The organism is Natrinema sp. CRL1 (assembly GCF_059162405.1).
The window spans coordinates 130119-155222 of record NZ_JBLVOY010000004.1; the positions used below are offsets into that span (position 1 = coordinate 130119).

Annotated in this window: 22 protein-coding genes, 2 tRNA genes and 1 pseudogene; 12 read left to right on the forward strand and 13 right to left on the reverse strand. The window is 64.4% G+C overall.

What is annotated here, in order from left to right:
* Positions 1-61: 61 nt before the first annotated feature.
* Entirely contained in the window at positions 62-1342 is a 1281-nt protein-coding gene (locus tag ACJYUO_RS14795; protein ID WP_494346124.1) for a DUF2238 domain-containing protein, read from the reverse strand.
* A gap of 259 nt (positions 1343-1601) precedes the next feature.
* Between ACJYUO_RS14795 and ACJYUO_RS14800 the strand changes: the two genes are divergently transcribed.
* Positions 1602-2450, forward strand: coding sequence for an alpha/beta fold hydrolase (locus tag ACJYUO_RS14800; protein ID WP_494346125.1), 849 nt, complete (start codon positions 1602-1604; stop codon positions 2448-2450).
* 57 nt (positions 2451-2507) lie between these two features.
* On the opposite strand, the gene ACJYUO_RS14805 is transcribed toward ACJYUO_RS14800, so the two are convergent.
* Both ACJYUO_RS14805 and ACJYUO_RS14810 read right to left on the reverse strand, forming a co-directional pair.
* A complete protein-coding gene (locus ACJYUO_RS14805; RefSeq protein ID WP_494346126.1) occupies positions 2508-2861 on the reverse strand; it encodes a hypothetical protein in 354 nt (117 codons plus the stop codon).
* Positions 2862-3070: 209 nt separating this feature from the next.
* Positions 3071-3142, reverse strand: a tRNA-His gene (locus ACJYUO_RS14810).
* A 179-nt stretch (positions 3143-3321) separates the two neighbouring features.
* Here ACJYUO_RS14810 and ACJYUO_RS14815 point away from each other — a divergent pair.
* Complete coding sequence (locus ACJYUO_RS14815; RefSeq protein ID WP_444719909.1) at positions 3322-3777, forward strand: DUF5814 domain-containing protein; 456 nt, start codon at positions 3322-3324, stop codon at positions 3775-3777.
* 21 nt (positions 3778-3798) lie between these two features.
* Here the strand turns inward: ACJYUO_RS14815 and ACJYUO_RS14820 are convergent, their stop codons facing one another.
* Positions 3799-5670, reverse strand: a complete 1872-nt coding sequence (locus ACJYUO_RS14820) for a helicase C-terminal domain-containing protein (protein ID WP_494346470.1) — start codon at positions 5668-5670, stop codon at positions 3799-3801.
* Positions 5671-5868: 198 nt separating this feature from the next.
* Here ACJYUO_RS14820 and ACJYUO_RS14825 point away from each other — a divergent pair.
* Both ACJYUO_RS14825 and ACJYUO_RS14830 read left to right on the forward strand, forming a co-directional pair.
* Positions 5869-5957, forward strand: a tRNA-Gly gene (locus tag ACJYUO_RS14825).
* Between the two features lie 413 nt (positions 5958-6370).
* Positions 6371-7678, forward strand: a pseudogene (locus ACJYUO_RS14830) (RNA-guided endonuclease TnpB family protein).
* A 50-nt stretch (positions 7679-7728) separates the two neighbouring features.
* Here the strand turns inward: ACJYUO_RS14830 and ACJYUO_RS14835 are convergent.
* Entirely contained in the window at positions 7729-7974 is a 246-nt protein-coding gene (locus ACJYUO_RS14835; RefSeq protein WP_494346127.1) for a DUF7561 family protein, read from the reverse strand.
* 121 nt (positions 7975-8095) lie between these two features.
* Here ACJYUO_RS14835 and ACJYUO_RS14840 point away from each other — a divergent pair, with 121 nt between their 5' ends.
* The gene (locus tag ACJYUO_RS14840; protein ID WP_494346128.1) at positions 8096-9148 is read left to right on the forward strand and encodes a YkgJ family cysteine cluster protein; all 1053 of its coding nucleotides are present in this window, start codon (positions 8096-8098) and stop codon (positions 9146-9148) included.
* 146 nt (positions 9149-9294) lie between these two features.
* Here the strand turns inward: ACJYUO_RS14840 and ACJYUO_RS14845 are convergent, their stop codons facing one another.
* Positions 9295-9468: a DUF5786 family protein gene (locus ACJYUO_RS14845; protein ID WP_229504785.1), complete on the reverse strand. Its 174-nt coding sequence runs from the start codon at positions 9466-9468 to the stop codon at positions 9295-9297.
* Between the two features lie 180 nt (positions 9469-9648).
* Between ACJYUO_RS14845 and ACJYUO_RS14850 the strand changes: the two genes are divergently transcribed.
* Positions 9649-10656, forward strand: coding sequence for a DUF5784 family protein (locus tag ACJYUO_RS14850; protein WP_494346129.1), 1008 nt, complete (start codon positions 9649-9651; stop codon positions 10654-10656).
* A 99-nt stretch (positions 10657-10755) separates the two neighbouring features.
* On the forward strand, positions 10756-11817 hold the full coding sequence (locus tag ACJYUO_RS14855) for a zinc-dependent alcohol dehydrogenase family protein (protein ID WP_494346130.1): 1062 nt from the start codon (positions 10756-10758) through the stop codon (positions 11815-11817).
* A 286-nt stretch (positions 11818-12103) separates the two neighbouring features.
* Here ACJYUO_RS14855 and ACJYUO_RS14860 read toward each other — a convergent pair whose 3' ends face one another.
* The gene (locus tag ACJYUO_RS14860) at positions 12104-12391 is read right to left on the reverse strand and encodes a DUF5789 family protein (protein ID WP_494346131.1); all 288 of its coding nucleotides are present in this window, start codon (positions 12389-12391) and stop codon (positions 12104-12106) included.
* A gap of 157 nt (positions 12392-12548) precedes the next feature.
* On the opposite strand from ACJYUO_RS14860, the gene ACJYUO_RS14865 reads away from it, so the two are divergent.
* Positions 12549-13328: a PHP domain-containing protein gene (locus ACJYUO_RS14865; RefSeq protein WP_494346132.1), complete on the forward strand. Its 780-nt coding sequence runs from the start codon at positions 12549-12551 to the stop codon at positions 13326-13328.
* Positions 13329-13384: 56 nt separating this feature from the next.
* A complete protein-coding gene (locus ACJYUO_RS14870; RefSeq protein ID WP_006183007.1) occupies positions 13385-13549 on the forward strand; it encodes a DUF6757 family protein in 165 nt (54 codons plus the stop codon).
* A gap of 6 nt (positions 13550-13555) precedes the next feature.
* On the opposite strand, the gene ACJYUO_RS14875 is transcribed toward ACJYUO_RS14870, so the two are convergent.
* From ACJYUO_RS14875 to ACJYUO_RS14890, 4 genes are all read right to left on the reverse strand, one after another.
* Positions 13556-13879: a 4Fe-4S dicluster domain-containing protein gene (locus ACJYUO_RS14875; protein ID WP_494346133.1), complete on the reverse strand. Its 324-nt coding sequence runs from the start codon at positions 13877-13879 to the stop codon at positions 13556-13558.
* A gap of 117 nt (positions 13880-13996) precedes the next feature.
* Entirely contained in the window at positions 13997-14797 is an 801-nt protein-coding gene (locus ACJYUO_RS14880) for a TrmB family transcriptional regulator (RefSeq protein WP_494346134.1), read from the reverse strand.
* Positions 14798-14861: 64 nt separating this feature from the next.
* Positions 14862-15011 carry a hypothetical protein gene (locus tag ACJYUO_RS14885; protein WP_494346135.1) on the reverse strand — a complete coding sequence of 50 codons (150 nt, stop codon included), beginning with the start codon at positions 15009-15011 and terminating at the stop codon, positions 14862-14864.
* 106 nt (positions 15012-15117) lie between these two features.
* A complete protein-coding gene (locus ACJYUO_RS14890) occupies positions 15118-16290 on the reverse strand; it encodes an MFS transporter (protein ID WP_494346136.1) in 1173 nt (390 codons plus the stop codon).
* A 247-nt stretch (positions 16291-16537) separates the two neighbouring features.
* Between ACJYUO_RS14890 and hemB the strand changes: the two genes are divergently transcribed.
* The 3 genes from hemB (at position 16538) to hemL (ending at position 21375) form a co-directional block, all read left to right on the forward strand.
* A complete protein-coding gene (gene hemB, locus ACJYUO_RS14895; RefSeq protein ID WP_494346137.1) occupies positions 16538-17551 on the forward strand; it encodes a porphobilinogen synthase in 1014 nt (337 codons plus the stop codon).
* A gap of 496 nt (positions 17552-18047) precedes the next feature.
* Positions 18048-19688, forward strand: coding sequence for an ammonium transporter (locus tag ACJYUO_RS14900; RefSeq protein ID WP_494346138.1), 1641 nt, complete (start codon positions 18048-18050; stop codon positions 19686-19688).
* A gap of 340 nt (positions 19689-20028) precedes the next feature.
* Complete coding sequence (hemL, locus tag ACJYUO_RS14905) at positions 20029-21375, forward strand: glutamate-1-semialdehyde 2,1-aminomutase (protein ID WP_494346139.1); 1347 nt, start codon at positions 20029-20031, stop codon at positions 21373-21375.
* A 5-nt stretch (positions 21376-21380) separates the two neighbouring features.
* On the opposite strand, the gene ACJYUO_RS14910 is transcribed toward hemL, so the two are convergent.
* Both ACJYUO_RS14910 and ACJYUO_RS14915 read right to left on the reverse strand, forming a co-directional pair.
* A complete protein-coding gene (locus tag ACJYUO_RS14910) occupies positions 21381-22580 on the reverse strand; it encodes an ATP-binding protein (protein WP_494346140.1) in 1200 nt (399 codons plus the stop codon).
* Between the two features lie 118 nt (positions 22581-22698).
* Complete coding sequence (locus tag ACJYUO_RS14915; RefSeq protein WP_494346141.1) at positions 22699-25017, reverse strand: nitric-oxide reductase large subunit; 2319 nt, start codon at positions 25015-25017, stop codon at positions 22699-22701.
* Between the last annotated feature and the right edge of the window lie 87 nt (positions 25018-25104).

The following is a 25104-nucleotide window of genomic DNA, read 5'->3' on the forward strand; positions in this document are numbered from 1 at the left end:
CTGTTTTCGATTTCTGCCGAGTCGCCGAGTCGGCCGGATCGACTCGAGCCGGGCGAAGTCGTTAGCCGTCGAGTTGGGCGGCGATGCGCTGGGAGAGCGCGGTGAGATAGAACGAGCCCCAGATCGCGGCGACGACGGCCCCGACGACGTCGTAGACGAGGTCGACGATCGTATCGCTCAGCCCGTGTTGGGCGACGACGGCTCCGATGCCGAGTTGCTGTGCGCTCCAGTCGAGGGTAAACTCTAGAAGCTCCCAGACGACGCCGAAGGCGAGGACGAAAACGAGGATGAACGCGAACAGCATCGCCGGCGGGAAATAGATCTCGTCGGTGTGGAGGTCGATCGCCCGAACGACGGCATACCCCGCCGCGGCGACGATCGACGCCGAAATCGTATGCGTCAGACTATCCCACGAGCTGATGAGCGCGTACAGTCCGGCCGAGCCGAGTGCGTGGAGAAATACCGCTGCAGTGAGCCAGAACACGAGCCCCGGCTCGAGCGTGAGTCGGTAGTCCCGCTCGAGGAGGGCGGGAAGGAAGGTGATTCCGAGCGCGATGGCGGCGTTCGAGACCGTCGTCAGATCGAGGGTGACGAACCCGTACAGCAGGAGGACGCCGAGGGCCACCTGCATGACTCGAGAGAGTCGCCGCACCGTCGACTCCGGGGCATCTAGCTGATCGCGGATCAGGGTCGGAACGGGATTCGGTTCGGAATCCGGGGACGTCTCCTGTGGCGTCGGCGTCCGCTGAGTCTCGATATCGTCGCCGTAGGATCCGAAGTACCGGCCGAAGACCACGCCCGCGAACAGGCCGGCGATCGCCGCGTACGCGAAGTTGACCATCAGGTCGTGATTGGCCGCGTCCTGTGACCGGCCGTCGAGAATGTAGTTCGTCCTGAAGGTCACGTCGGCGAGCCATTGAGCGACGTGCCACGCACCGGCGACGGCAAGCGTCGTGAGTACGACCAGCACGACCGCGAACGCGTGGTTCATCCGAACCGCGGTGAACCGATCGATCTCGACGGTGGCGACGAGCGCGATCGCGGCGACGGCGACGTAGATCGCGATCGACGTCAGGACCGTCTCACCGAGGACCGTCGCGTCGACGACGGGGAGCAAGACGAGGACAAGCAATTCCCAGGGCGGCATCACGAGCGGATCCCGAAACGCGACGGCCGGGAGCAAGACGATCGCAACCGCAAAGCCGGTAAAGGCAAGCCAGCGGTACGAGTCCTCGAGGCCGTGATTGAGCGCGAGCACGACGAGCGCGACCGTGAGTACCCAGGCAAGCGCCGCGTTCTGCTGCGCGTTGCCGAACATGCCGCCGTGCTGGGTATCCGCCATACACGCGGTACGGGCCGGCGCTCCTAAACGCGGGCGCATGACAAAGCCGCCGAACGGGCCAACCGCCCGCCCATCGTTTTTGTCCGACAGGCTCCATCGAAGAGGACGATTCCGCCACAGGAGACACTCGGCAGTGTCGTCCATGTCCGTTCTCGATCGGTCGGTGGACGTGGGTGGATATCGGTCTGAGGGTGCGTCAGTCGCGGGTCCGAGAGAGTCTCGGCCGAACACTGATACATCGGCCTCGTAATATTGTCGTATGGGTTCATGTGACAACATTGGGCACGGTCAGGCCCGCGTCAACGGAACGAAACTGCACTACGTGACTGCCGGCACGGGCCCGCCGCTGGTGTTGCTCCATGGCTGGCCACAGACGTGGTACGAGTGGCGAGACGTTATCCCCGCCTTAGCCGAGAACTACACCGTCATCGCACCGGACCTCCGCGGGCTGGGCGACTCCGAGACGCCCGTTTCGGGGTACGACAAAGAGACCGTCGCAACTGACGTCCGCGAACTGGTTTCCCACCTCGAGTTCGACGACCAACCGATCGCGCTCGTCGGGCACGACTGGGGGATGCCGACGGCCTACGCGTACGCCGCCCAGTACCGCGACGAGGTCCGCGCACTCTGTGTCCTCGAGGCGGGCCTTCCCGGTATCAACGAGGACGGGAAACGCAAGCTCTGGCACACCCGCTTTCATAGCGTCCGTGACCTCCCGGAACGGCTGGTTGCTGGCCGGGAACGGCTCTATCTCGACTGGTTCTACGGGGAAGGGGCGTACGACCCGTCTGCGATCGACGACGACGCCCGCGACGAGTACGTTCGCTGTTACTCACAGGCCGGCGGCCTGCGGGGCGGTTTCGAGTACTACCGCGCGTACGAGACCGACGCCGAGCACAATCGGAACCACGCCGAAAACCCCCTCGAGATTCCCGTTCTCGCGCTCGGTGGCGAGGCCTCTTTTCGCGAGCTCCCGATCAGGGACATGGAACGGGTCGCGACCGATGTCGACGGCGAGGTCATCGAGCGCGCCGGCCACTGGATCCCGGAGGAACGACCCGACTACTTCGTCGAACGATTGACCAGCTTTCTCGAGGATGCAACGTGAACGAGTCATCTCTGTGGAGTACCCGAGCCGTCCTTGAGGTGGCGGTCGCACTCGAGTTCAGTACTGGTCCTGTACCGCGTCGATCTGACACTGGATGCAGTGGTCGTCGGCGACACAGGCGATGTTGTCGTACGGGCAATCGTACTCTTCGACGTCGACGGAGAGGCGACGTTTCGCGTGTTCCCACTCCGTCGCCCAGTCGTCGATGTCCATCCCGGCGGAGGTAAAGACGACCTCGCCATCCCGATCGATTATCTTCGCGACCGTGACCGAGCGGTGGTGTTCCTTGACGACGGCGATCGCGTCCTCGTACGACGGACAGCGAACCCGCTCGGTTCCCGTCTGGTCGTCTAACAGCCGAACGACGATGGAACCGTCGTACTCCTCCGTGGGCTCTAATCCGCGAGTCACGTCTGCTACTGACGGAACGACACACAAAAAGCTGCGCTTCAGCGAGTCTGAACGTCTCCGGAATCAAGCCGGTCTGGGTGCGAGAATCGAACCGGGCCGGGTACGAGAATCGAACCACGGCGAGACGTGCTCGCCTCGCTTCGCGCGACTCGTCTGGTTCGATTTCGCCTTCCGGCTTTTCCGCTCCTCGTGTTACTCGTCGCGAAAAAGTCCGGGTGCGAGAATCGAACCCGCGTCTCAGCCTCCACAAGGCTGAAGGATAACCACTACCCCAACCCGGACACGCGTACAGATTATCCTACGGCCGGTTGGACTCAAATACGTTACGACTCTCCGATGCGGTGTGGGGAGCCATACCGCGCGATTCCGGCTGCCGCGTACGGGCCGAGCTCTCGTCGCACTCGAGTCGCGCTCGCGACCGAGACGTTTTTCGACCCACAGCCCCTAGGACCGCCAACGCGTGGCTATCACCGACAAGATCTACATCAAGAACCACCGGCAGCTCAGCTCCCAGCTCGAGACGAACATCCCCAAGGGAGCGTTCAAGGGCGCGACACTCGACATGCTCTTCCAGGGTGACGGCCTCGAGAAACTCGACGACGCGACCCGCGATCGGGTGCTCGATTTCACGCAGGACTTCCTCGATTGTGGCTGTGACAACAATCCCTACTGTGGCTGCCCGGAGCGGAAGTTCATCAAGTACTTACTCGAGTTGCGCGCACAGGGGCTCGGCCCCGACGCGATCGTCGACGTGATGACCGACGACTACATGGTGTATGCCTATTCGGGTGACGTGCTCTCCTTCCTCGACAACGGCGTTCGCACCCTCGAGGCCGCGGAGGGCCTCGCTCGCGTCGACGGCGCGGACGAGAAATACGACGAGATCCGGCAGGCGAAACGGGAACTCGAGCGATAGAATCGGCCCGCCAGTCGGCCGCTATTCGTCCGTGTCCCAAACGTCCGCCAGCGGACTCGAGCGGGAGGACCGGCCCGATCCCGACCGACTCGAGCGCGACGACGATCGGCCGTTCCGGCCGCTGTTTGAATCAGCACCGGAGGCCTGCCCCCGACTCGCAGTTCCAGTTCCGGAGCCCGAACCGGATCGGCCGCCGGTTCCCGACGCCCTCCCGTCGAGCGCCGACCGCGGCTCGAACGCCGGCAGGTCCGGCCGTTCCATGCGGTCGACCTGCGCCTCGAACCAGTCCGGCATGTCCGTCTTCGCGCGGTCGAACAGATCTACCAGACTCGAGTCCGCGAGATAGGTCGCCCCGTAGTCGTCGGGCGCGCGGACGACCCGGCCACAGCCCTGAATGACGGTTCTGAGCGCCGTGCGGTAGTACCACGCCCACTGTCCCTCCTCGAGTCGGTGGGCCACCCGCGAGTCGCCGGTGTTGAGGAAGGGGGCTTTACAGAGAACCTGCCAGCGACAGAGGTCGCCCTTGAGATCCAGCGCTTCCTCCATCTTTACCGAGAGGAAGACGTCGGGGTCGTCGCTCGCCTTCCACTCCTCGAGGGCGGCGTCGCGGCCGTCGCGGTCGTGGATTCGAATCCGGTCGCCGACGCCGAAGTCCCGAAGGAGGTCGGCGAGTCGCTCCTGAATGTCGTAGGAGTGGGCGTGGACCAGCCCCTTTTCCTCGGGATGGTGTTGCATGAGGCGGACGATGGTGCGGGCGATTTTGGGCGTCGTTTCGTCGCGTTCCTCGTAGGTCATCTTCCCCTGTGTCACGTCGTACAGCGGCCGGTTCTCGACGGGGAAGGTGTGCTCGACGTCGACCAACGCGACGTCGTCGGGGTCGAGCCCGACCTGCCGGCAGAACGCGGCCTTGTTGAGGATCGTCGCCGAGAGCAGCGCGAACTTGTTGCCCCGGTCCCAGACGGTGTGCTGGAGGTACTTCTCGGGGTTCATCGGCTTGATCGTCAGCGGGCCGCCGGCGGGTTCGTCGCTCTCATCGTTGGCATTGCGTGTGCCCGACCCCAGTTCTGACTGATCGACCAGCCACGTCGTCGGACTCTGGGGATCGCGGTAATCGGAGACGAACCACTCGAGTTCGCCGATGAGTTCCTGTAAGCGGTCGCGTTCGCGCACCTCGCCGGGGGACAGCGAGTCCTGTGCGAGCAGGTCGTCCTTGCGGCGCTCGCAGGTACTGGCGAGGCTCTCGGCGTAGCGGACGGCGCGCTCGATGCCGTCGATTTCGGGGACACGGAGGTCGTCCCAGAAGGGGACGGTTCGCGGGCCGAGCTGGATAGTCGCGTACATCTCGGCCCACTCGGCGAGGCCGTGGGCCTCGTCGACGACGACGACGTCGCGTTTGCGGAAGACTTCGCTCCCGGCGGTCTGCATGAAATAGGCCAGCGTCATCGCCGCGATTTCGCGGTTCGACGCGATCGCCCGGTCGGAGAAGTACGGACAGCGGTGTTTGACCGAACAGTCGTAGCCCCGCTCTCGCACGCAGGGGGCCTGATTGACCGGCGTGTCGCGTTCCTCCGGCAGGATGCAGGTGTAGTTCGACTTCCCGCGGATGACGTTGAGATCGGCCAGTAAGTCGTCGGCCGCCACGTCGTCCAACTGGGAGACCTGCGGGGTCGTGTAGTAGGCCCCGGTGGCGTCGCTGGGGTCGCCCTCGTCCGCACGGCGGGCACAGCCGGCGACGGCGCGGGCGAGTAAGGACTTGCCGCTGCCCGTCGGCGCGCGAACGAGCACGACGTCGTTTCCGGCCGCGAACGCGTCGCGAATGTCGCGGAGGGCCTGCTGTTGGGTCCCGCGGTAACTCGGCGCGGGAAACTCCTCGAAGATCCGCTCGGGATTCACCGTTGGACTCACGGGGCGGCCGCGTCCTAAATGCTGCGGACCGTTGCGCCCGCTGCGGTGGTCCAGAGAGAGACGCCCCAGCAGCGTCGAAACCGCCGGCTACCGTCGGGTATCACCCACCTACCGGAGACCGCCGGCTGTCTGCGAACGGGTAGACGGCCGATTACAAAGACGAAATCCGCCGTCGAATCGAGATGTGGAAGGGTCGCTCAGCGGTAGAGCACCGCGGTGCCACCTGGTTCCGCGGCGGCATTTCGCCCCGTGGCGTTCAAATCCCACCCCTTCCGCTCACGGTTACGGCATGCCGTGGACGGCTACGGGCCGTCGTGCTCACGTCGCCGCGGCGCAGTGCGCCGTGACCGTCACACTCGCCTCCACCTCGATCCGACATTTTTTGCGGCCGACAACTGCGGCCGAGTCGCCAAGATCGACGCTATCTTTAAACAGCGAGAGAATCCCCTCCCCCCCTTTAGGACGGGCGTGAATCGCGTCACTCAACTACGCAACCCACAGGCTACAGCAGTCTGAATACCAAACAAAACCTATTAGTTCCAAGAAAACGTACAAAGAATTGTGCGAACTGAAATCGATATAGAGCGAGGGAGCGACCTCCATGAACGGGTGAAGGACTACGCTCGCGACAATGGCATCCGACATCCTCGTGCCTACGCTGAATTAATCGAGAAAGGATTAGACGCCAGTGACAACGATAACTAAGACTCTTCAAGCGACGTTCGCCCCACCCACCGCGCACAAGCAGTCGAAACTCAACGACCTGCTCGAAACGTACCGTGACGGTCTGCAAGAGGCGTTCGACACCGAGGCGAGTACCATGTCAGCGGTGAGTGACATCGTGACGCCCTACGACCTCCCGTATCAGGCGAAGGCTGCCATCTGCAACTACGTCCCGAAACTCCGCAAGACGTACAACGCGAAGGAGTTGGACGACGGCCACCCGATACGGCTCACGAATCAGGCTGCAAAGTTCGACCACTCCGAAGAACGCGACTACGAGTTTACGTGATGGGTTCCCCGCCCAGGTCGGGGAACGAATTTCTGGATACCGCTCCGCATCAACCCCGAACAGGAAGACCTCTGGCACGACCTCGTATCGGAGGACGCGAAGGCCGGTGAGATACGGCTTCAGAAGCATCGGAAGAACTGGGTACTGCACGTCACCGTCGAGTACCCAGTCGAAGAACCAGCGACGGACGGTGACGCCACGCACATCGGCTTAGACATCGGAGAAACCGCCCTCATCACAGGCTGTGCCCTCAAGGACGGTTCTCCGACTGACCCGTTCGTGTGTAGCGGAAGCAGAGCGAAGCATCTCCGAAAAGAGATGCACACAACCCTGAAACGATTCCAAGAGCGTGACGCATCCAAGTGGCGGATTGAAGACCGCTTCACGCACTACCAGAACACGCTCACCAACATCGTGGAGAAAGCGTCTCGGCAAGCCGTCGAGTACGCAAAGCAGTACGAGAACCCGGTGTTGGTGATGGAGGACTTGACGTACATCCGTGAGCGTCTCGACTACGGGAAGTACATGAACCGTCGGCTTCACTCGTGGGCGTTCGCCCGACTCCAAGGACGCATTGAGGATAAGGCGATGGAAGCAGGCATCCCGGTTGAGTACGTGAATCCGGCGTACACCTCACAGACGTGCCACTCGTGCCACCGTATCGGTCGGCGTGACTCGCAGGCTGAGTTCCAGTGTCCGAACGACGACTGCCACGTTTCGACGTTTCAGGCCGACATCAACGCTTCCGCGAATATTGCACGACGGGTTGACCCGTGGGGAGAGAGCGTCCCGCTTGACAAGGCGGAGCGCAATGACTCGCCTCGGGATGGGAGCGGTTGTGACACCGCCACGACTCACTGTGAGAAGAGCTCACCACACCAGATGACGCTCACGTCCTACGAAGAGTCGAAACCCTCTGCTAGCGTTCACGAGACCACGTCTCGTGAGCCAACCAGAACCTCGGGTTCTGGTGACGACGACTGACTAGTATTCCCCATGCGTGGGAAGCCTCGCCGTTTACGGCGAGGAGGATGTCACAGCACGCCGAGTTGCGAGGTCTCCTCGTCGACCTGCTCTAACCGCTCGATGTCCTCGACGGTCGGATAGTCCGGCAACGCCTCGACACACGGATAACACAGCAGGTGCGACGACCCGTCCTCGAGTTCGAGCGTGATCGCGGTCCCGACGGTGCCGGCGTCGGTGCCGAACGACCAGAGGTTGGCGATCCCGCCCGACACCGTGACCGTCCGGCCGCAGCCGTCACAGGAATCCTTCGACATACGGTGGCGTGGGTGCCCGACGGTGAAAGTCGTTCTCCCGTCGAAATCGATCGGGCATTCGAGCCCCACGGTGGCGCGAGCCCGCACAGCGGTTATAGGCCACAGCGGTGTACCGCCGCCTATGGAGGTGAACTGCGAGGGCTGTGCGGGCTGTTGCATGGACTGGCGACCGCTGCTCGACGGCGGGGCCGACGCGACGGCCGCAACTCGAGGTACCGACGCCGAAACCGAGGGTAACAGCGAGGCCAGTTACCGACGCAAGCGACATCGCAATCCGTTCGGCGAGCGCGACGCCGAACGAGAATCGGCTCGCGAGCCGCTCGACGACGACACGAACTTCGTCCCGTTGACCCGCGACGAGGTGCGCGCGTTCCTCGAGGCGGGGATGGCCGACGCGCTGACGCCGCGGTTCTGGGACGCTCGCGACGAACGCTCGGGCGACGCGTCCCCCGGAGAGACCGAGGGCGACGGCGAGGGTGTCGACATCGACGGCCACACCGTCGCCGCCGTCGCGGGCCGGCCGGTCTTCTTCGTCGGCCTCCGAAAGCCGCCGAAGCCGGTGGCCCCGTTCGGGCGCGAGGAGCCGACGTGGCTCCCGACCTGCGTCTTTCTCGATCCGACGACGCTGCAGTGTCGGATTCACGGGAGCGACCGCTATCCCGACGAGTGCGGGGCCTACCCCGAACACAACCTCGCGCTCGAGCAGGAGACCGAGTGCGAACGCGTCGAGGCGACGTTCGGCGGCGACCGGCTGCTCGAGGCTGATCACGGCGACCCGGACGGATTGTTACTCGGCTTGCAGGCGATCGGCGCGAAACTGTTCTGCCATCCGGAGCCGGCCGCCCTCGAGGGACTCATCGACCGAGCCGCGAGCGGCGACCTCACGCGGGCGGATCGAGCCGAGGCAATCGCGGTCGCCGCCGCCTCGAGCCCCGGTACGCTGGCGATCTCCGACCAGCACTACGAGCGGGCGAAAGAGCAGGTACTCGAGAGCGGGAACGGGAGCGACGAATCGACCGCCGCAGAGGAGCTGTCGTGGGTCGGCCCGGCGATCCGTGACTGGAACCGGCGCTACCGGGCAGCCGGCGAGGCCGTTCCGTCACCGACCGTCGCCGACGCTGTCGAGACGGCCCGCGGCGCACCCGAAACGCCGGGCTGGGACGCCCTCGAGTGACCCGTTCGGCTCGAGTTCGTTTGAGTTCGTCGGCATTCGACGGCGGACGTACTCGAGGGCAGTTCGAACTCGGAACGACTGAACTGGACACTCACCCAGCGGAAACCCCGACGAAAAGAGGAGGAGAAACCCACCGTCGGTCGGCCCTAGTCCGACTTCATCTGTTCGAACCGGTCGAGCAGTTCCTCGGTGGAGTCGCCGGAATCGTACTCGACCTCGCCGCGGTAAATCGTCCGCTCGTCGTCGAAATCGGTGTCGACCTTCGAGGCTTGTTGTTCGCGGCGCTCGTGTTCGTCCTCGTCATAGGCACCCATTGACATGGTAAGTATGAACATGATAGGGGCGTCGCGACTATTAATGTAACGGTCCATCACATCCGCTGATCGGGTAAAACGTATCGCGGCTTCCGGACCGATTACACGAATTTGGCGACGAATCGCACGATTCCTGCGACAGGTGACAACGAACGATATATGCATCCCCGCGGCGTAATTCCGCCCGTGGCACGGCCGCTTCGCTTTCGCTATTCGCCCCAGTCGTGGAGCGACGGGCGAGTACGACACGACATTCTCCAGTCGCTCCAATCGAACATCGGTGCCCAAGCCGTCTCGCCGTGGTTCAAGATCGGCGGCAACTGGCAGACACACCGCTTCGAGATGCAAAACGGCGACATCGCCCTCTTTGCACGCACCGACTCGGAGGCCTACTGGATGGGCAACACCGAAACGCCCTCCGCGCTCTGGAAGACCGATAAGTTCGGCTGGCGGGACGTCCCCTATCACGTCTCGCGGTGGGCCCAACGGGAGCTGACCGCGACGCTCCACGAAGAGGACCCGTGGCTCGCCGACTACCCGCACCTCTCGTGGTTTTTCCTGCCGGTTTTCATGTCCAAAGACGGCCGTCACTCGACTCGAGCGTTCTTCCGCGAACACGCCGCCGGCTTTCCCGATGCCGGCCGGCGAGAAACCACTCGTTTCTTCGAAGAGTTCCTCCAGACCGGCGTTCTCGACGAGTACCGACACGTCATGTCGGGCAAGCTCGGAACCAGCGACCACGTCGACCGCGTCCGGATGAGCGCCGCGATGGCCGAATTCATCGCCGCGAAGATCCTTACCGACGCGGGCTACGGCGTCGTTCCGGAGATCGAAGTCACGACCGGGCACTCGCTGGACTTCCGGGCCGAAAACGGTGATACCAACGTCCTCGTCGAAGTCACTCGCCCGCAACCGCCGGGCAACCGCGCGGCCTCGGGCCCCGTGGCTGCCGTCCGCGACACCGCCGAGACCAAGACCAACGGCCAACTGGCCGAACACGGCGGCGGCGCGGTACTGTTCGTCGACTGCTCGAGTTTCCGAGATGATTCGTGGAGCGCGGTCCGCGGCGAACAACCCGACGTGCGCCACCGCCCCGCGGTCGTCTACCGCGTCCGGCCGAACGGCCACGTCGAAGGGTATCGGAAAGGCGCTGTTCCCCTCGAGTTGGGCGACGCGATGGAATTTCTGGACTGAGTCGATCGCTACCGCGCTCGACACTGTTGGCTTTGGAGTCCTATCACTCTCTGCAACGGAGTGGGGTCTATTTGTACTATGCAATAGTTAATCATACACATGCGCGCAGCAGTCCTCGAGGAGCACGCGGAACCGCTATCGATCGAAGAGGTCGACGCGCCGGAGCCGGCACCCAACGGCGCGGTCGTCGACGTCGAAGCCTGCGGCGTCTGCCGGAGCGACTGGCACGGCTGGCAGGGCGACTGGGGATGGCTCGGACTCGAGACCCAGCCCGGCCAGATCCTCGGCCACGAGCCCGCCGGCCGGGTCATCGCCGTCGGCGACGACGTCGAACAGGTATCCGAAGGTGACCACGTCGCGGTTCCGTTCAACCTCGGCGACGGCGTCTGCCCGCAGTGCCAGCGGGGCCACTCGAATACCTGCGAGAACGTGATGCCGCTTGGCTTCATCGAGGAGGCACCGGGTGCCTTCGCCGAGCAACTCCACGTCCCCGTCGCCGACCACAACCTCGTGAAACTCCCCGACGGCGTCTCCTCGGTCGACATGGCCGGGCTCGGCTGTCGCTTTATGACCTCCTTCCACGCGCTGGCCCACCGCGCCGATATCGGTGCCGGCGACTGGGTCGCGATCCACGGCTGCGGGGGCGTCGGCCTCTCTGCGGTCCACATCGCCGACGCGCTGGGCGGCAACGTCGTCGCGGTCGACCTGAAAGACGAGAAACTCGAGAAAGCCGAGGAGCTCGGGGCCGTCGAAACGGTCAACGCCGAAGACGTCGAGGACGTGCCCGGCGAGGTCACGTCGATCACCGACGGCGGGGCCGGCGTCGCGATGGACGCACTCGGAATCGAAACGACCAGCCAGAACTCCGTGATGAGCCTCGGCACCCGCGGCCAGCACATCCAGGTCGGACTCACCACACAGGACGAGCAAGGGATGATCACCTTGCCGACGGACGCGATGGTCATGAGCGAAATCGAGTTCATCGGCTCGCTGGGCATGCCCCCGACCCGCTATGACGAAATCTTCCGCATGGTCGCGACCGGCAAACTCGAGCCCGAAGCCGTCGTCTCCGAGACGATCGGCCTCGAGGATGTCAGCGACAAACTCGCGTCGATGACCGACTTCGAAACGGTCGGGATTCCCGTCATCGACGATTTCTAGAACCTAAATTTTACTCTGCGAGTGCGGCTTCGCCGCGCCCTCGGCAAAATTTAGTATAAAAGCACTCCTCCCTCCCCTCCATTCACTGCGTTCATTCCGGGTCAGTCGTCGGCCCGCTCGCTCAGCCGACGGCTTCGCTCGCGGATACTAACGGTGACCCCTCCGCACTGTTGAGCGCAAGCAGTCGTACCGAGCGCGCCGCTGGCGCGCTCGGCCTTTTTCATCAAAGTTTTTGCGCGGGGTTCGACCGAGCGCAGTGAGGGAAGACCCCGCGTCAAAAGTTTGGCTAGAATGAGACAGGGTCAGGCGAATACGGGCTGCCGACCGGGGTCGGGTCGCGGTCGCTGTAGCCGACGCGGCCGATGGCCTTGTCGCTGACGGCGGAGTAGACGGCAAAGCGCGCGTCCTCGGAATTGTCGAAGGTTTCGGACTCGAGGCGGGCGAGTACATCGGCGACCGTCTCGCTACCGTTCGGGAGTTCGAGGGTCCGGTCGCCGTACTCCTCGATCAGTTCCTCGGTCGTGGCGGGGTACTCGTGGTCGTCGATGACGTCGCCGGTGCCGTTGAGCAGCATTACACCCTATCCTCTGTGAACGATAATTATAAACATTGTCCATCTATGTTTCCTAGTAGCACTGGATACCTTATACACCTAATAGTCCCCTAGAGATAGAGGACGGCGGGTGCAAAGTGGAGTAACGCCTTTACGAGCGGGCCCGTTCGGGTACCGTATGCCGTATGCGGATTTACACGTCCATACGACGCGCTCGGACGGGAGCCTCGAGCTCGAGGCCGTCCCCGAGGCCGCCCGGCGCGGCGGCGTTGACGTCGTCGCAGTGACGGATCACGATCGGGTACAGCCGTTCGACGGGCCGGTCGTCGAGCGCGACGGCGTGACGCTGCTCCACGGGATCGAGTTGCGAGTCGAAACGCCGGGGGGACAACGGATCGACCTGCTCGGCTACGGCCTCGAGCCGAGCACGGAACTCGAGGCGATCCTGGGAAAGATTCAGGAGAATCGCATCGAGCGCGGCCGGGCGATCGTCGACTGCGTGGAGTCGCGACTCGGCATCGACCTCGACGTGACGATCGACGGCGGGTTCGGGCGGCCACACATCGCGCGGGCGATCGAGGCCCATTCCGGAACCGACTACGACTATCAGGGCGCGTTCGATCACGTCATCGGCTCCGATTGTCCGTGTTATGTCCCCAGAGCGGTTCCCTCGTTCGAGCGCGGACAGGCGGCGCTGTCCGAGTCGTGTCGGCTCGTCTCGCTGGCCCACCCGCTGCGATACCGCGATCCCGAGAGCGCGCTCGCGCTGGCCGCAGAACTCGACGCCGTCGAACTGCAGTACCCCTACGGCCGCGAGGTCGACCGCGCACCCGTCGAGCGAGCGATCGAACGCCACGGCCTGCTCGCGACCGGCGGCAGCGACGCCCACGACGAACGACTCGGCGTCGACGGGCTCTCTCGCGAGGCGTTCGACCGACTCGAGCTGACAGCCGATTAACCCAAATCATGGCCGCTAGCGGAGGGTTCAATGCATCGTGGGCCATACGACGGTGTATGAACTGCCACTATTGCGACCGCGAGGCTGCCTTCGCCGCGGAGTCCGACGGACTCAAAGTTGGCCTCTGTGAGGAGCACTTCCGCGAGCGGCTCCAAGAACTCGCGGAGGCAGATGGGCTCGAGAGCCTGAAGGAGAAAGTCGATGTCGATCGCGCCGAATAAGATCAGTTAGGCCGATCGTCCGGCGTCGACGTCGATGGCGTCGACCGGACAGACGTCGACACAGAGCATACAATCGATACACTGCACTTCGTTCGCGGGGTCTGCCTTCTCTTCGCTTTCTGGGTGACCCGGCGTGTCGATCCACTCGAAAACGTCGACTGGACAGTCCTCGACGCAGGCCCCATCGGCGAGACAGATGTCGAAGTCGACGGCGACGTGCGTGCCGTGGATCCCGAGTTCCTCGGGCTCGTCGACGGGCCCCCAGACCGAGTGTCCCTCGTGTTCGTCGACCTGATCGCGGTTCTCGTGGAACTGTGGGTCTATGGCCATTGCTAGCAGATTAAAAGTGGGTCGCGTACTTAAAAGTGCGTACTCGCCGGCGTTCGGGTTCCAACAGACCGAGGAAGCGGCTTCGGTCGGACAATCAGCATGCGAGACCGAAAACCCTCAGTTGTCCGTCGTTCGGTCGTCGTCGTGTTCCGCGAACCGATCGTCGAGCAGTTCGCGTATCCAGACCGCAAAGCCGTGATCGCGGCCGTAGGTCCAGACCGCCATCTCGTTGACCACGTCTGGAAGGTTACTCTCCTTGATACCCGCAGCGACGATCGCTTGCTGGTCGACCATGAGTAACTGCGCTGGCCACTCGTCGTAGATCTCGTTCGTCGATTGGAGAGCGGAGGTCTCCTCGATATCCGCGCCCGGAACCGCGTCGGCGAACGCCTCGCGGTCGTCGTCCGTCGCGACCTCGATGGACACGCTGACACCGCGTTCGGCGGCCGCCCGAAGCTCGGTGTAGATCTGCTGGTCGACGACTTCCGTCGCCGGAACGAGGTAGTGAACCGTCTCCTCGGCTTCCTCGAGGAACATCACGACGCGGTCGGTGATGTGTTCTTTCCGGGTGATCGCCCACATCCCCTCGTCCTCCTTTGAATCCGGCTCCTCGAGCTGGCCGAGCGCGTTCTCGGCGGCATTGATACGAGAGTCGTAGTCCTCGCGGATTCGTCGACACGCCGTGTCGACCGGGACGGCCTTGTACTGGCGCGGTTCGGTCTGCTGGACGGAGACCAGCCCCTTCCGCTCGAGGCGCTCGATGGTGTCGTACACCCGCGAGCGAGGGATGTCCGCGACCTGGCTGATTTCCTTGGCGGTCCCCGTCGAGAGGCGGACGAGCGCCACGAAACACCGGGACTCGTACTCCGTCAGCCCCAGTTCCTCGAGGGTCGTGACCGCTTCCTCGGCGTTTGGCACGGTGGAAACAGGACCAGAACGGAGGAAAGAACGCGGCTTTCGAGCGCCGCCCCGTTATCACCGCTCACGAGAACACGTCGAAGGAGGTGTTGCCGCAGGGACAGCCGTCCGCGCTCCCGATCGGCCGAACCTCGTTTGGCGAGAGCCAGACAGCAAGCGCCCTGCCGCAGTCCGTACATCGTGCCGCGCCCTTCCGCCGCGACTGGGCTTCCATAGCGCGTGTTTCGCCCGCACGATACATAAGTGGCCGACGAGTTCACCGGGAGTTAGAGGTCGCCTATTCCTGCCGTAACAACGACCGGGCGGACCTCGAGCCGGAATCAATAGCCGAGCGAGAACGCCCAGTTAGCCGCCAGTGCGACGAAGACGACGGCGAGTAACGCGGCGAGAAAGCCGAAGGAGACGCCCCACCCGAACAGATCCGCCAGCGTGCCGGTCATCACCGACCCCAGCGCGCCAACGAAGCCGTAGACGGTTCGAACGAGTCCGAACCCCGCGCTGCGTTCGGCCGCGGAGAGTTCGTCCATGAACCGGGGCAGGAGTGCCGCACCCCAGCCGAGACCGATCCCGAGGAGGACGGTTCCCGCAACGACGGAGACGATCCCCGGAACGACGATATACAGGAGGAAGCCGGCGACCGAGAGAACCATACAGGCCGCCGTGGAACTCTCCCGGCCGTACCGATCGGAAGCCGCCCCCACGCCGACCTGCGTGATCCCCTGGACGACGAAGTAGCCGCCGAAGACGAGACTCGCCGTCGTCGCGGACTGGCCGCGATAGGCGACGAGGAAGGTCGGCAAGAACGAGGAGGTCGCCTGCCAGACGAAATCGCCCAGAATCGCGAGGACGCAAGTGAACGCAATTTTCGGCCGGGAGAGCAGTTCGACGAGCGGCGCGAGTTCGAACCGGGAGGCCATCGACTGGTCGGGCCGCTGGGGCGCGGTCGGCCGCACCGAGCGGGCGAACAAGACGAAGATCGGCACGGCGACGACGGTACCGACCGCGATCGCGGCGCGCCAGCCGTACCGAACGGCGACCCACGCGGCGATGGGTGGTGTGACGAGCCCCGCAATCGGACCGCCGCTGTTGTGGACGCCGATCGCGACCCCGATTTCGTCGTAGGTGCGGGTCAGCAGCGACGTCGCGACGCTGTAGTGGAGGCCGGCGACGGCCCCGAGCGCGACGGTTCCGACGACGAAGACCGGAAACAGCGGCGCGACCGCGAGGAAGGCACTCGCGAGAGCCGTCCCGCCGACGGCGACCAGAATGATCCGCCGTTCGCCGTACTTGTCCGCGAAGACGCCGCTCGGAAACTGCGAGCAGAAGTACGCCATCCACATCCCCGTCAGCGCGAGTCCGATCACCGAGTTCGAGATGTTAAACTCCGCGGTGATCCGTGGCACAACCGGACTGATCACCAGTCTGCCGGCCATCGTCGCCAGAAAGGCGAGCGTACACATCGCGAGGACGGTTTCCTTGTATCGCCAGCGCATCAGTCGACCTCGAGTAGTCCTGTCATCGAAATTATCACGCCTCGGAGAGCGACAGTCACTCGAGAGTCATCGATTCCGACGGATGAGGGTATTGTTCTCGGCAGGCGGTGCTGGATCGCAGTTCGATGGGGCAAGACGACCGCCGAGCGTCGGCGGGACGCCACACACTCACAGTGTCCGTCAGGTCGGCCGCGACCCGCGGCGCATCGAGCGCATCGCTTTTGCGACTCCCGTCGAATACACGGCTATGGATCTCACTCACCGCCCCCGACGACTCCGACAGGACCGCGTTCGCGGCCTCGTCAGCGAGACGAGCCTCGAGCCCGCCGACCTGATCGCCCCCGTCTTCGTCGACGCGACGACCGACGAACGCCGGCCGATCGAGTCGATGCCCGGCCACGACCGCGTACCGATCGACGGCATCGTCGACCGCGTCGAGGAAGTCCTCGAGACGGGCGTCGAGGCGATCATGCTGTTCGGTATTCCGGCGTCGAAGGATCCCGAGGGGAGCCGTGCGTGGGCCGAAGACGGCGTCATTCAGGAGGCACTGCGCCGGATAACGAGCGAGACCGACGCCTACGTCATCACCGACGTCTGTCTCTGTGAGTACACCGACCACGGCCACTGCGGCCCGCTCGAGGAGGAGTTACGGAGCGAGGACATCGTCGACGCGGACGGCCCCGCCTGCGAGCCGACGATGACCGTCGACAACGACGCGACGCTCGAGGCCCTCGAGAAAATCGTCACGTCCCACGCTCGTGCGGGCGCGGACATGGTTGCGCCGAGCGGGATGATGGACGGGATGGTCGCGGCCATTCGCGAGGCGCTGGACGCGGCGGGGTTCGAGCACGTCCCAATCATGAGCTACGCGGCCAAGTACGAGAGCGCGTTCTACGGTCCCTTCCGGGACGCCGCCGACGGCGCGCCCTCGTTCGGTAACCGGCGACACTACCAGATGGACCCCGCAAACTCGCGGGAAGCAATGCGGGAGGTCCGACTCGACGCCGAGCAGGGCGCGGACGTGATGATGGTCAAACCTGCCCTGCCGTATCTGGACATCGTCAGCGCCGTCCGCCGGGAGTTCGACCACCCCGTCGCAGCCTACAACGTCTCCGGCGAGTACGCCATGCTCCACGCCGCCGCCGAGAAGGGGTGGCTCGATCTCGAGGCGGTCGGCCTCGAGTCGCTGCTGTCGATCAAGCGGGCCGGTGCGGATCTGATTCTAACCTACTTCGCCGAAGACGTCGCACAACGGCTGTAGGGGCGCCGAGTCTCCCGTCCCCGGATTCAGTTCGGAGACGCACTCTCGGAAAGCGACCATTTCACGCCGCGTCGCACAGTCGATTAGACGAATGTCAATCTCGAGTCCGACACGCAAACCGGGGTGACAATATCTGCCGCGCGCGAGCGGAGGAACGCCGATATGCCCCGCTCACACGGCAATCGACCGGTAATCATCCCGATTCCGAACGGGTCGGCCGCTCATCTCGGGTTGACAAACGCGTAGAATATAACCGTCGCTCGAAAAAGACGTGATTTCCAATACCCTTATACACATTAAATCTGATTTAGCTTTGGTCGGATGACCCTATTACGGCCGTTATTTTGCAGACTTGTCAACGCTAACCCTTAAATGATACAAGTACAACTGACTCGAACGTGATTTGGAGGACAAACATGAACGGAATTGCACTGGAAAGAGACGATCGTTTGGTCGCTGAATGCAGCGCTGTGCGGAACACGGGGGTGAGCGTCTGATGGATCCGACGCTTCTGCAGACCGACATCGAGATGCTGACCGAGGCGATCAACTACACGTGGATCCTGGTCGCTACGTTCCTGATCTTCTTCATGCACGCCGGCTTCGCCATGCTCGAGGCGGGGCAGGTGCGCTCGAAGAACGTCGCGAACCAGTTGACGAAGAACCTGTTGACCTGGTCGGTCGGCGTAACGGTGTTCTTCCTCATCGGCGTTGGCGTCGAGGGTATCGTCGCCGGTGACGGCTTCGCGCCCGCCTTCCAGGGCGACGCCGCGGGCTGGATTGACTGGCTGTACGGTGCGGTCTTCGCCATGACCGCGGCGACGATCGTCTCGGGAGCCGTCGCCGGTCGTGCGAAACTCCGCGCGTACGTCACCTACACCTTCCTGCTGGCCGCGGTCATCTACCCGGTCGTCACCGGCCTCACGTGGGCCGGCGAACACCTCGCGTACAGCGGCGTCCTGTTCCACGACTTCGCGGGCGGGACGATCGTCCACGGGATGGGCGGCATTGCCGGCCTCACCGCCGCGTGGGTCCTCGGTCCGCGCATGGACCGGTACAACAGCGACGGGAGCGCGAACGTCATTCCCGGGCACTCGCTGACCTTCGCCGTGCTCGGAACGCTAGTCCTCGCCTTCGGCTGGTACGGCTTCAACGTCGGTACCTCGGCGATCATCGGCGAGGGCGCGTTCCTCGGCGATCAACTCGGTCGCGTCGCCCTGACCACGACGGTCGCGATGGCCTGCGGTGCGATGGGGGCCGGCCTCATCGCGTGGCTCAAGACCGGCAAAGTCGATACCTTGTACGTCGCGAACGGTCTACTGGCCGGGCTGGCCGCGATCACCGCGATCCCAGACACCACCGCGTGGTGGGGCGCGTTCGTCGTCGGCGGTCTCGCCGGCGCCCAGCTGCCGCTCGTCTTCGAGTTCGTCGAGCAGTACCTGAAGATCGACGACGTCTGTGCCGTCTTCCCCGTCCACGGCTCCGCGGGCGTCCTCGGAACGCTGCTGTTCCCCTTCGTGGCCGCACCGGGTGTCGTCGATAGCATCGCAAACGCGTTCATCGCCCAAGTCATCGGCGTCGCCGTCATCACCGTCTGGACGGTCGTTGCGACCGGCGTCATCTGGTACGCGTTCAAGGCCGCCGGACAGGCCCGCGTCTCGCCAGAACACGAGCGCGACGGGCTCGACGTCTCCGAACACGGCGTCGACACCTACCCCGAGTTCGGGCAGCCCGACGTCGCCACCGACGGCGGCGACGAGATCATTCGTGCCGACGGCGGCGAGCCGAACGACGGCCAAATCAAGATGGTCACCGCCATCGTCCGTCCCGACCGCCTCGGAGCAATCAAGCAGTCGCTGGCGGAAGCCGGCGCACCGTCGCTGACGGTTACCAACGTCTCCGGCCGCGGCTCCCAGCCCGCAAAGAAGGGCCAATGGCGCGGCGAGGAGTACACGGTCGACCTCCACCAGAAGGTCAAAATCGAGTGCGTCGTCGCCGACATCCCCGCCCAAGAAGTCGTCGACGCCATCCGCGAGGGCGCGGAAACCGGCGAACCCGGTGACGGCAAGATCTTCGTCATGCCCGTCGAGGGCGCGACCCAGATCCGCACCGGCAAGACCGGTCCCGACGCCGTCTAAGACCGGGACACGCGGTCGACTATCGCGGTCCGCCCGCCGACGGGCCGCGACGTGATAACTCACGCGACCCGCATTCTCGAGGCCGCTGGCAACCGCTCTTCGGCGAATCGACTCCCGGCCCGACCGGGCGTCACCGTCGGCCGGAGCCGTCTCGGCTCGCGGCCGACACCCAGTGCAGTTCCCGTGCGTTCGATGGTGTGACGCTGTACTGGATTCGACGTGATTGCGTCGCTTTTCTCGCGTTCTATCCGATTCCTCGAGGCGTACACGTTCGGGGGCAGCGAGCGGTTCGGAGACGGACCTCGGTACTACTTTGCCGCCCGAATCCGAAGTGGCGCGCATGACCGAGGACAACTCACGCGAACTGTACGACCGGGCGCTGTCGGTGATGCCCGGCGGCGTCAATTCGGCGGTCCGCGCGGCGATCGAACCCTATCCGTTCTTCGTCCAGAAAGGCGAGGGCGGCCACGTCATCGACGCCGATGGCAACCGCTACGTCGACTGGGTGATGGGGCTCGGCCCGCTGCTCCTGGGCCACGATCTGCCCGAGCCCGTACAGGCGGGGATCCAGCGGAAGGCAAGCGAGGGGCCGATGTACGGCACGCCGACTGAGGTCGAGGTCGACCTCGCGGAGTTCGTCGTCCGCCACGTGCCGAGCGTCGAGAAGATCCGCTTTGTCAACTCCGGCACCGAGGCGACCACCTCCGCCGTGCGGCTGGCACGGGGCTATACCGGCCGGAACAAAATCGTCGTCATGCAGGGGGGCTACCACGGCGCACAGGAGTCGACGCTGGTCGAGGGCGACGCCGACGATCCGAAGCCGTCCTCAGCGGGGATTCCGCAGTCGTTCTCCGAGCACACGCTCCCGGTGCCGTTCAACGACGAGGACGCCATGCGCGAGGTGTTCGAGGAACACGGCGACGACATCGCCGCGGTCCTCACCGAGCCGATTCTCGGCAACTACGGCATCGTCTATCCCGAGGAGGGCTACCACGAGTTCCTCCGCGAGATCACCGACGAGCACGGCTCGCTGCTGATCTTCGACGAGGTCATTACCGGCTTCCGCGTCGGCGGCCTCGGCTGTGCCCAAAGCGAGTTCGGCGTCACCCCTGACCTGACTACCTTCGGAAAGATCATCGGCGGCGGGTTCCCCGTCGGCGCGATCGGCGGCCGCGCCGAGATCGTCGAGCACTTCACCCCCTCCGGCGACGTCTTCCAGGCCGGCACCTTCTCCGGCCACCCCGTCACGATGGCCGCCGGCCTCGAGACTCTGCAGTTCGCCGCGGAAAACGACGTCTATGACCACGTCAACGGGCTCGGCGACCGGCTCCGCCGCGGGCTGACCGACATCGTCGCCGATCAGGCACCGAGCTACACCGTCACCGGCACTGACAGCATGTTCAAAGTCATCTTCACGCGAGAGGGGCCGGGACCGGACTCGCTCGAGGAGCAGTGTGGGGCTGGCTGTCGACAGGACCCGACCTGTCCGCGCTACGACTACTGTCCGAAAAACGCCGGCGACGTGAAAAACGCCGAAACCGAGCGCTGGCGGCGCATCTTCTGGGGACAGATGAAAGACGAGGACGTGTTCCTCTCGCAGAACCAGTTCGAGTGCCAGTTCGTCAGCTACGGCCACACCGAGGAAGACGTCGAGCGGACTCTCGAGGCCTACAAGGAAGCGCTATAGCCAGTTCACAGCGACCATGAAGACTCGGCGCGGGCAGTCGCCGGCGCGTTCTCGCCCTCGAGCGGGTCGTCGGCCCCATCGCTCGAGACCGCCGGGAGTTCGACCACAAAGCGGCTTCCGTCCGGGCCGGTGTCGGCGAGTGCGACGGTGCCGCCGTAGCGGGCGGTCAGTCGGCGGACCAGATAGAGCCCTAGCCCGTGCGTGCTCCCGCGGCTCTCAACTCGATCGAAGAGGGAGTCGAGTTTCGCGTCGGGAATGCCGGGGCCGTTGTCCGCGATTTCGACGCGGACGGTGTCGGGACCGGGGTCGACCGTAACCGAAACCCACGGCGTCGCGGCGTCGTTGTGTTCGACCGCGTTCGAGAGGAGGTTCGCGAAGACGCGGGCGAGCAGGTCGTCGGCGCGGACGATCGCGCGATCCGGAATCGACGTTTCCACGACGACCGAGTCACACTTGAGTTCGAGTTTGCGGATTTCGTCGGCCAACACGTACGAAACGTCGACGGGTTTGGGTCGGTAGTTCCGCTCGGTCGTCTGCAACAGCACGCGAACGTCGTCGATCACCGTCGACATATCCTCCGATTCGTCGATGATTATCTCGATCCACTCCCGATCGCGCTCCTCGAGCGAGCCGTCCGCGAGGAGCCGCGACGCGTAGCCGTTGATGATCGTCGCGGCGTTTAACACCTCGTGGCGAAGGATGCTGTTGAGATAGCTGAGATATTCCCGCTGTTCCTCTGCGTGTTCCGCGCGAAGCGCGACGCGTTCGGCGGTTAGGGCGCGGTCGATGGCGCGGCCTTCGATACAGCCGACGAGCAACCCGGTTCCGGCACCGAAGGCCACGGCCCACCGGATCCACGCGAAGACCTGTGCCCGCGATTCGGTTTGCATGACGGCGATGAGCGCGAGGTTGACGAACAGAAAGGTGAGGAGGCCGCCGAGAGACCACCATCCGATTCGCGGGTACCGATCCGACGAGAGCGCGCCTGAACGGAGCCAGTAGCCGGCGTACGTGATCCCAACGAGAAAGGGAACGGACGTGACGGCCCCGACCAAAAACGCCCCGCTGGTGACAAACGTCGAGTCGCTCGAGATGAGAAGACCGATCTCACAGAGGACGACGAACGCTAGCCCGAGCCCGAACCCGATCAAATACGTCGGAATCCGGTCCGCACAGGAGGGGCTGGCGGTCTCTGACCGTTGCATAGTCCGTGAGTCACAACCGAATCGGTTAGCAGTTCCGGCCACCGCAGCCCTCGTCCCGTCTCGAGCGGCTCATAGCGTCGAAAGAACTGCAAAACGAACCGCGAACGCGCACCGCGACTTAGTCGTCGTCGCTGACCGTGTCGACGGTGTCGCGGTCGCCGAAGATGCGGTCCGCGATAACGTGACTGGTCGTCTCCTCGGCGGTCGCCTTCCGCTGGAAGAGCAGCTTCGCGGCGACGTCCCACGCGAAGACGACCGCGCCCAAGATCAGGAGCGTGTCGCCGGGCATGCGCAGCCAGAACAGTGTCTGGACCAGCCCGCCGTTGTAGAACTCGAGGCCGCGCGAGGCGGCGTACCCCTGCGTGAAGGCCGTCTCGAGCTGGAGGAAGCCGATGGGGAGCAAGGAGAGGAAGATCATCGCCGCCAGCCCGACGTTACAGAGCCAGAACGACCAGCGCAGCCGCCGGTTGGTCCAGTGGGTATCGCGGGTCGTGAGCCGGAGGATGTAGACGGCCATCCCCATCGCGAGCAGGCCGAAGGCCCCGAACATCGCGCCGTGGGCGTGGGCCACGGTGAGGTAGGTCCCGGTCTGGTAGTAGCTGATCAGCGGGAGGTTGATGAAGAAGCCGATCACGCCGGCCCCGAAGAAGTTCCAGATACTCGAGGCGACGATGAAGTAGAAGGCCATCCGGTAGGGGAAGTCGGTCCCCGCAGTGTCCATCGCGCGGTACTGGCCGAGGGCCTCGTAGAGGATGAAGAGGAGGGGAATAAACTCGAGGGTCGAGAAGACGCTGCCGATGGGCAGCCACGCTTCGGGGAGGCCGACCCACCAGTAGTGGTGGGAGACGCCGATGATGCCACTGCCCATGACGAGCGCGGCCTGGAAGATGACCGCCTTCTCGGCCGATTTCTTCGTCAGGAGGTTCATCGAGACCAGCGTCAGCGCGATGACGACGACGATGAAGAACTCGAAGACGCCCTCGACCCACATGTGGACGACCCACCAGCGCCAGAACTCGGTCGTGACGATGTTGGTCTGGGGCGTGTAGAGGAAGCCGGCGATGAACAGCAGTCCGATCGAGCCGCCGGCGTAGACGATCATGTGGGCCAGCCCGTAGCGGGGTTCGCGATCGAGCAGCGGCTTGAAGCCCCTAGCCACGAGGGCGGTCCAGCCGAGGAAGCCGACCAGCAGGCCGAACTGCCAGATGCGACCGATCTCGAGGTACTCGAGTCCCTCGTTGCCGAGCAGCCACCACAGTTGGCCGTCGAAGACGTTGTTGATGCCGAGCCAGATACCGGCCAGTCCGCCGACCGCGACGACGAGTAACGCGCCGATCAGTCCCTTGACGTAGCGGGCCTGTTTCGGCGGTTCACGGCCGGTCAGCAGCGGTGCGAGGAAGAGTCCGGCACCGAGCCACATCGTGGCGATCCAGAGGATGCCGAGGTCGACGTGCCACGTCCGGGCGATCGACCACGGGAGCCACTGGAGGATGTCGAACCCGATCAACTCGTTGAGCCCGAAGAAGCCGTCGCGTTCGACGTAGTAGTGAGCGAGCAAGCCGCCGAGGAAGGTCTGTGCGGCGAACAGTAACGCGCCGATGAGGACGAATCGGGTACTCAACAGCTGGCTCGGGGTCAGATCGATATCCCGCGGGTGGGGAATCGAGACACCGGCGGCTTCGGGTTCGGGGAGTTCGATGCTCTGATAGAGCCAGATCGCGGCCCCCGCCCCGGCGACCAGCAACACCATCGCGATGACGCTCCAGGTCATCACCGGGCCGCCGGCCTCGTTGCCCGCGTCGGGCGAGTACGGCCAGTCGTTGGTGAACGACGCTTCCGAGCCGGGACGATCGGTGTGAGAGATCCACGCGGTCCACAGCGCGAAGTCGGCGAACTCCTCGGCCTCTTCAGCGCTCGGCACCTGTCCCTCGGGCACCCCGCGCTCGCGGTCGCCGTCGTGGTAGCGCTCGACGTACTCCTCGCGGACCTGCTCGTGGGCGTAGACTTCCGCGGCGGAGTACTCGACTCGGTCGGGCTCGTAGCTACTCGACTGGAGTTCCTGCCGGACCTCCTGATCGATCCCGGCCTGGACCGACGCGTTCAGTTGCGAGTAGTCCTGGCCGTGGCGCTCTTGAGCGTAATACTCGCGCATGTGCTCGGTTTTCAACTCGAGCGTGTCGGCAGTGTAGTCGGTATCGTAGTAGCTGCCGTGGCCGAGTATCGAGCCCTGATTCATCAAGCCGTTCTCCTGAAAGACCGCCTTCCCGGACTGGACGTCGTCGCTCGTCGCGACCGTTTCGCCGTCCGGACCGACGATCGTGTCGGGGATTTCCGGTTCGTTTGCGTACGAAAGCCACGCTCCGCCGCCCATGACGATGAGATTCACGACGAAAATCGTCGCGAGGAACGCGGCGAGTTGCTTTCTGGATATCTGCATGACAGTCCCAACTCGAACCCTAAGCCCCGTCAAACGGCCCGTGAATTCCTACAGTCTGGAAAAAAGTGCGAACCAGTTCGGGACAGC

Coding starts and splice junctions, on each gene's coding strand:
- hemB (WP_494346137.1), top strand. CDS start 16,538: ATGGATCTCACTCACCGCCCCCGACGACTCCGACAGGACCGCGTTCGC.
- ACJYUO_RS14860 (WP_494346131.1), bottom strand. CDS start 12,391: ATGCTGCTCAACGGCACCGGCGACGTCATCGACGACCACGAGTACCCC.
- ACJYUO_RS14890 (WP_494346136.1), bottom strand. CDS start 16,290: ATGCGCTGGCGATACAAGGAAACCGTCCTCGCGATGTGTACGCTCGCC.
- ACJYUO_RS14835 (WP_494346127.1), bottom strand. CDS start 7,974: ATGTCGAAGGATTCCTGTGACGGCTGCGGCCGGACGGTCACGGTGTCG.
- ACJYUO_RS14865 (WP_494346132.1), top strand. CDS start 12,549: ATGCCGTATGCGGATTTACACGTCCATACGACGCGCTCGGACGGGAGC.
- ACJYUO_RS14900 (WP_494346138.1), top strand. CDS start 18,048: ATGGATCCGACGCTTCTGCAGACCGACATCGAGATGCTGACCGAGGCG.
- ACJYUO_RS14855 (WP_494346130.1), top strand. CDS start 10,756: ATGCGCGCAGCAGTCCTCGAGGAGCACGCGGAACCGCTATCGATCGAA.
- ACJYUO_RS14870 (WP_006183007.1), top strand. CDS start 13,385: ATGAACTGCCACTATTGCGACCGCGAGGCTGCCTTCGCCGCGGAGTCC.
- ACJYUO_RS14885 (WP_494346135.1), bottom strand. CDS start 15,011: ATGGAAGCCCAGTCGCGGCGGAAGGGCGCGGCACGATGTACGGACTGC.
- hemL (WP_494346139.1), top strand. CDS start 20,029: ATGACCGAGGACAACTCACGCGAACTGTACGACCGGGCGCTGTCGGTG.
- ACJYUO_RS14910 (WP_494346140.1), bottom strand. CDS start 22,580: ATGCAACGGTCAGAGACCGCCAGCCCCTCCTGTGCGGACCGGATTCCG.
- ACJYUO_RS14875 (WP_494346133.1), bottom strand. CDS start 13,879: ATGGCCATAGACCCACAGTTCCACGAGAACCGCGATCAGGTCGACGAA.
- ACJYUO_RS14800 (WP_494346125.1), top strand. CDS start 1,602: ATGGGTTCATGTGACAACATTGGGCACGGTCAGGCCCGCGTCAACGGA.
- ACJYUO_RS14915 (WP_494346141.1), bottom strand. CDS start 25,017: ATGCAGATATCCAGAAAGCAACTCGCCGCGTTCCTCGCGACGATTTTC.
- ACJYUO_RS14795 (WP_494346124.1), bottom strand. CDS start 1,342: ATGGCGGATACCCAGCACGGCGGCATGTTCGGCAACGCGCAGCAGAAC.
- ACJYUO_RS14845 (WP_229504785.1), bottom strand. CDS start 9,468: ATGTCAATGGGTGCCTATGACGAGGACGAACACGAGCGCCGCGAACAA.
- ACJYUO_RS14840 (WP_494346128.1), top strand. CDS start 8,096: ATGGAGGTGAACTGCGAGGGCTGTGCGGGCTGTTGCATGGACTGGCGA.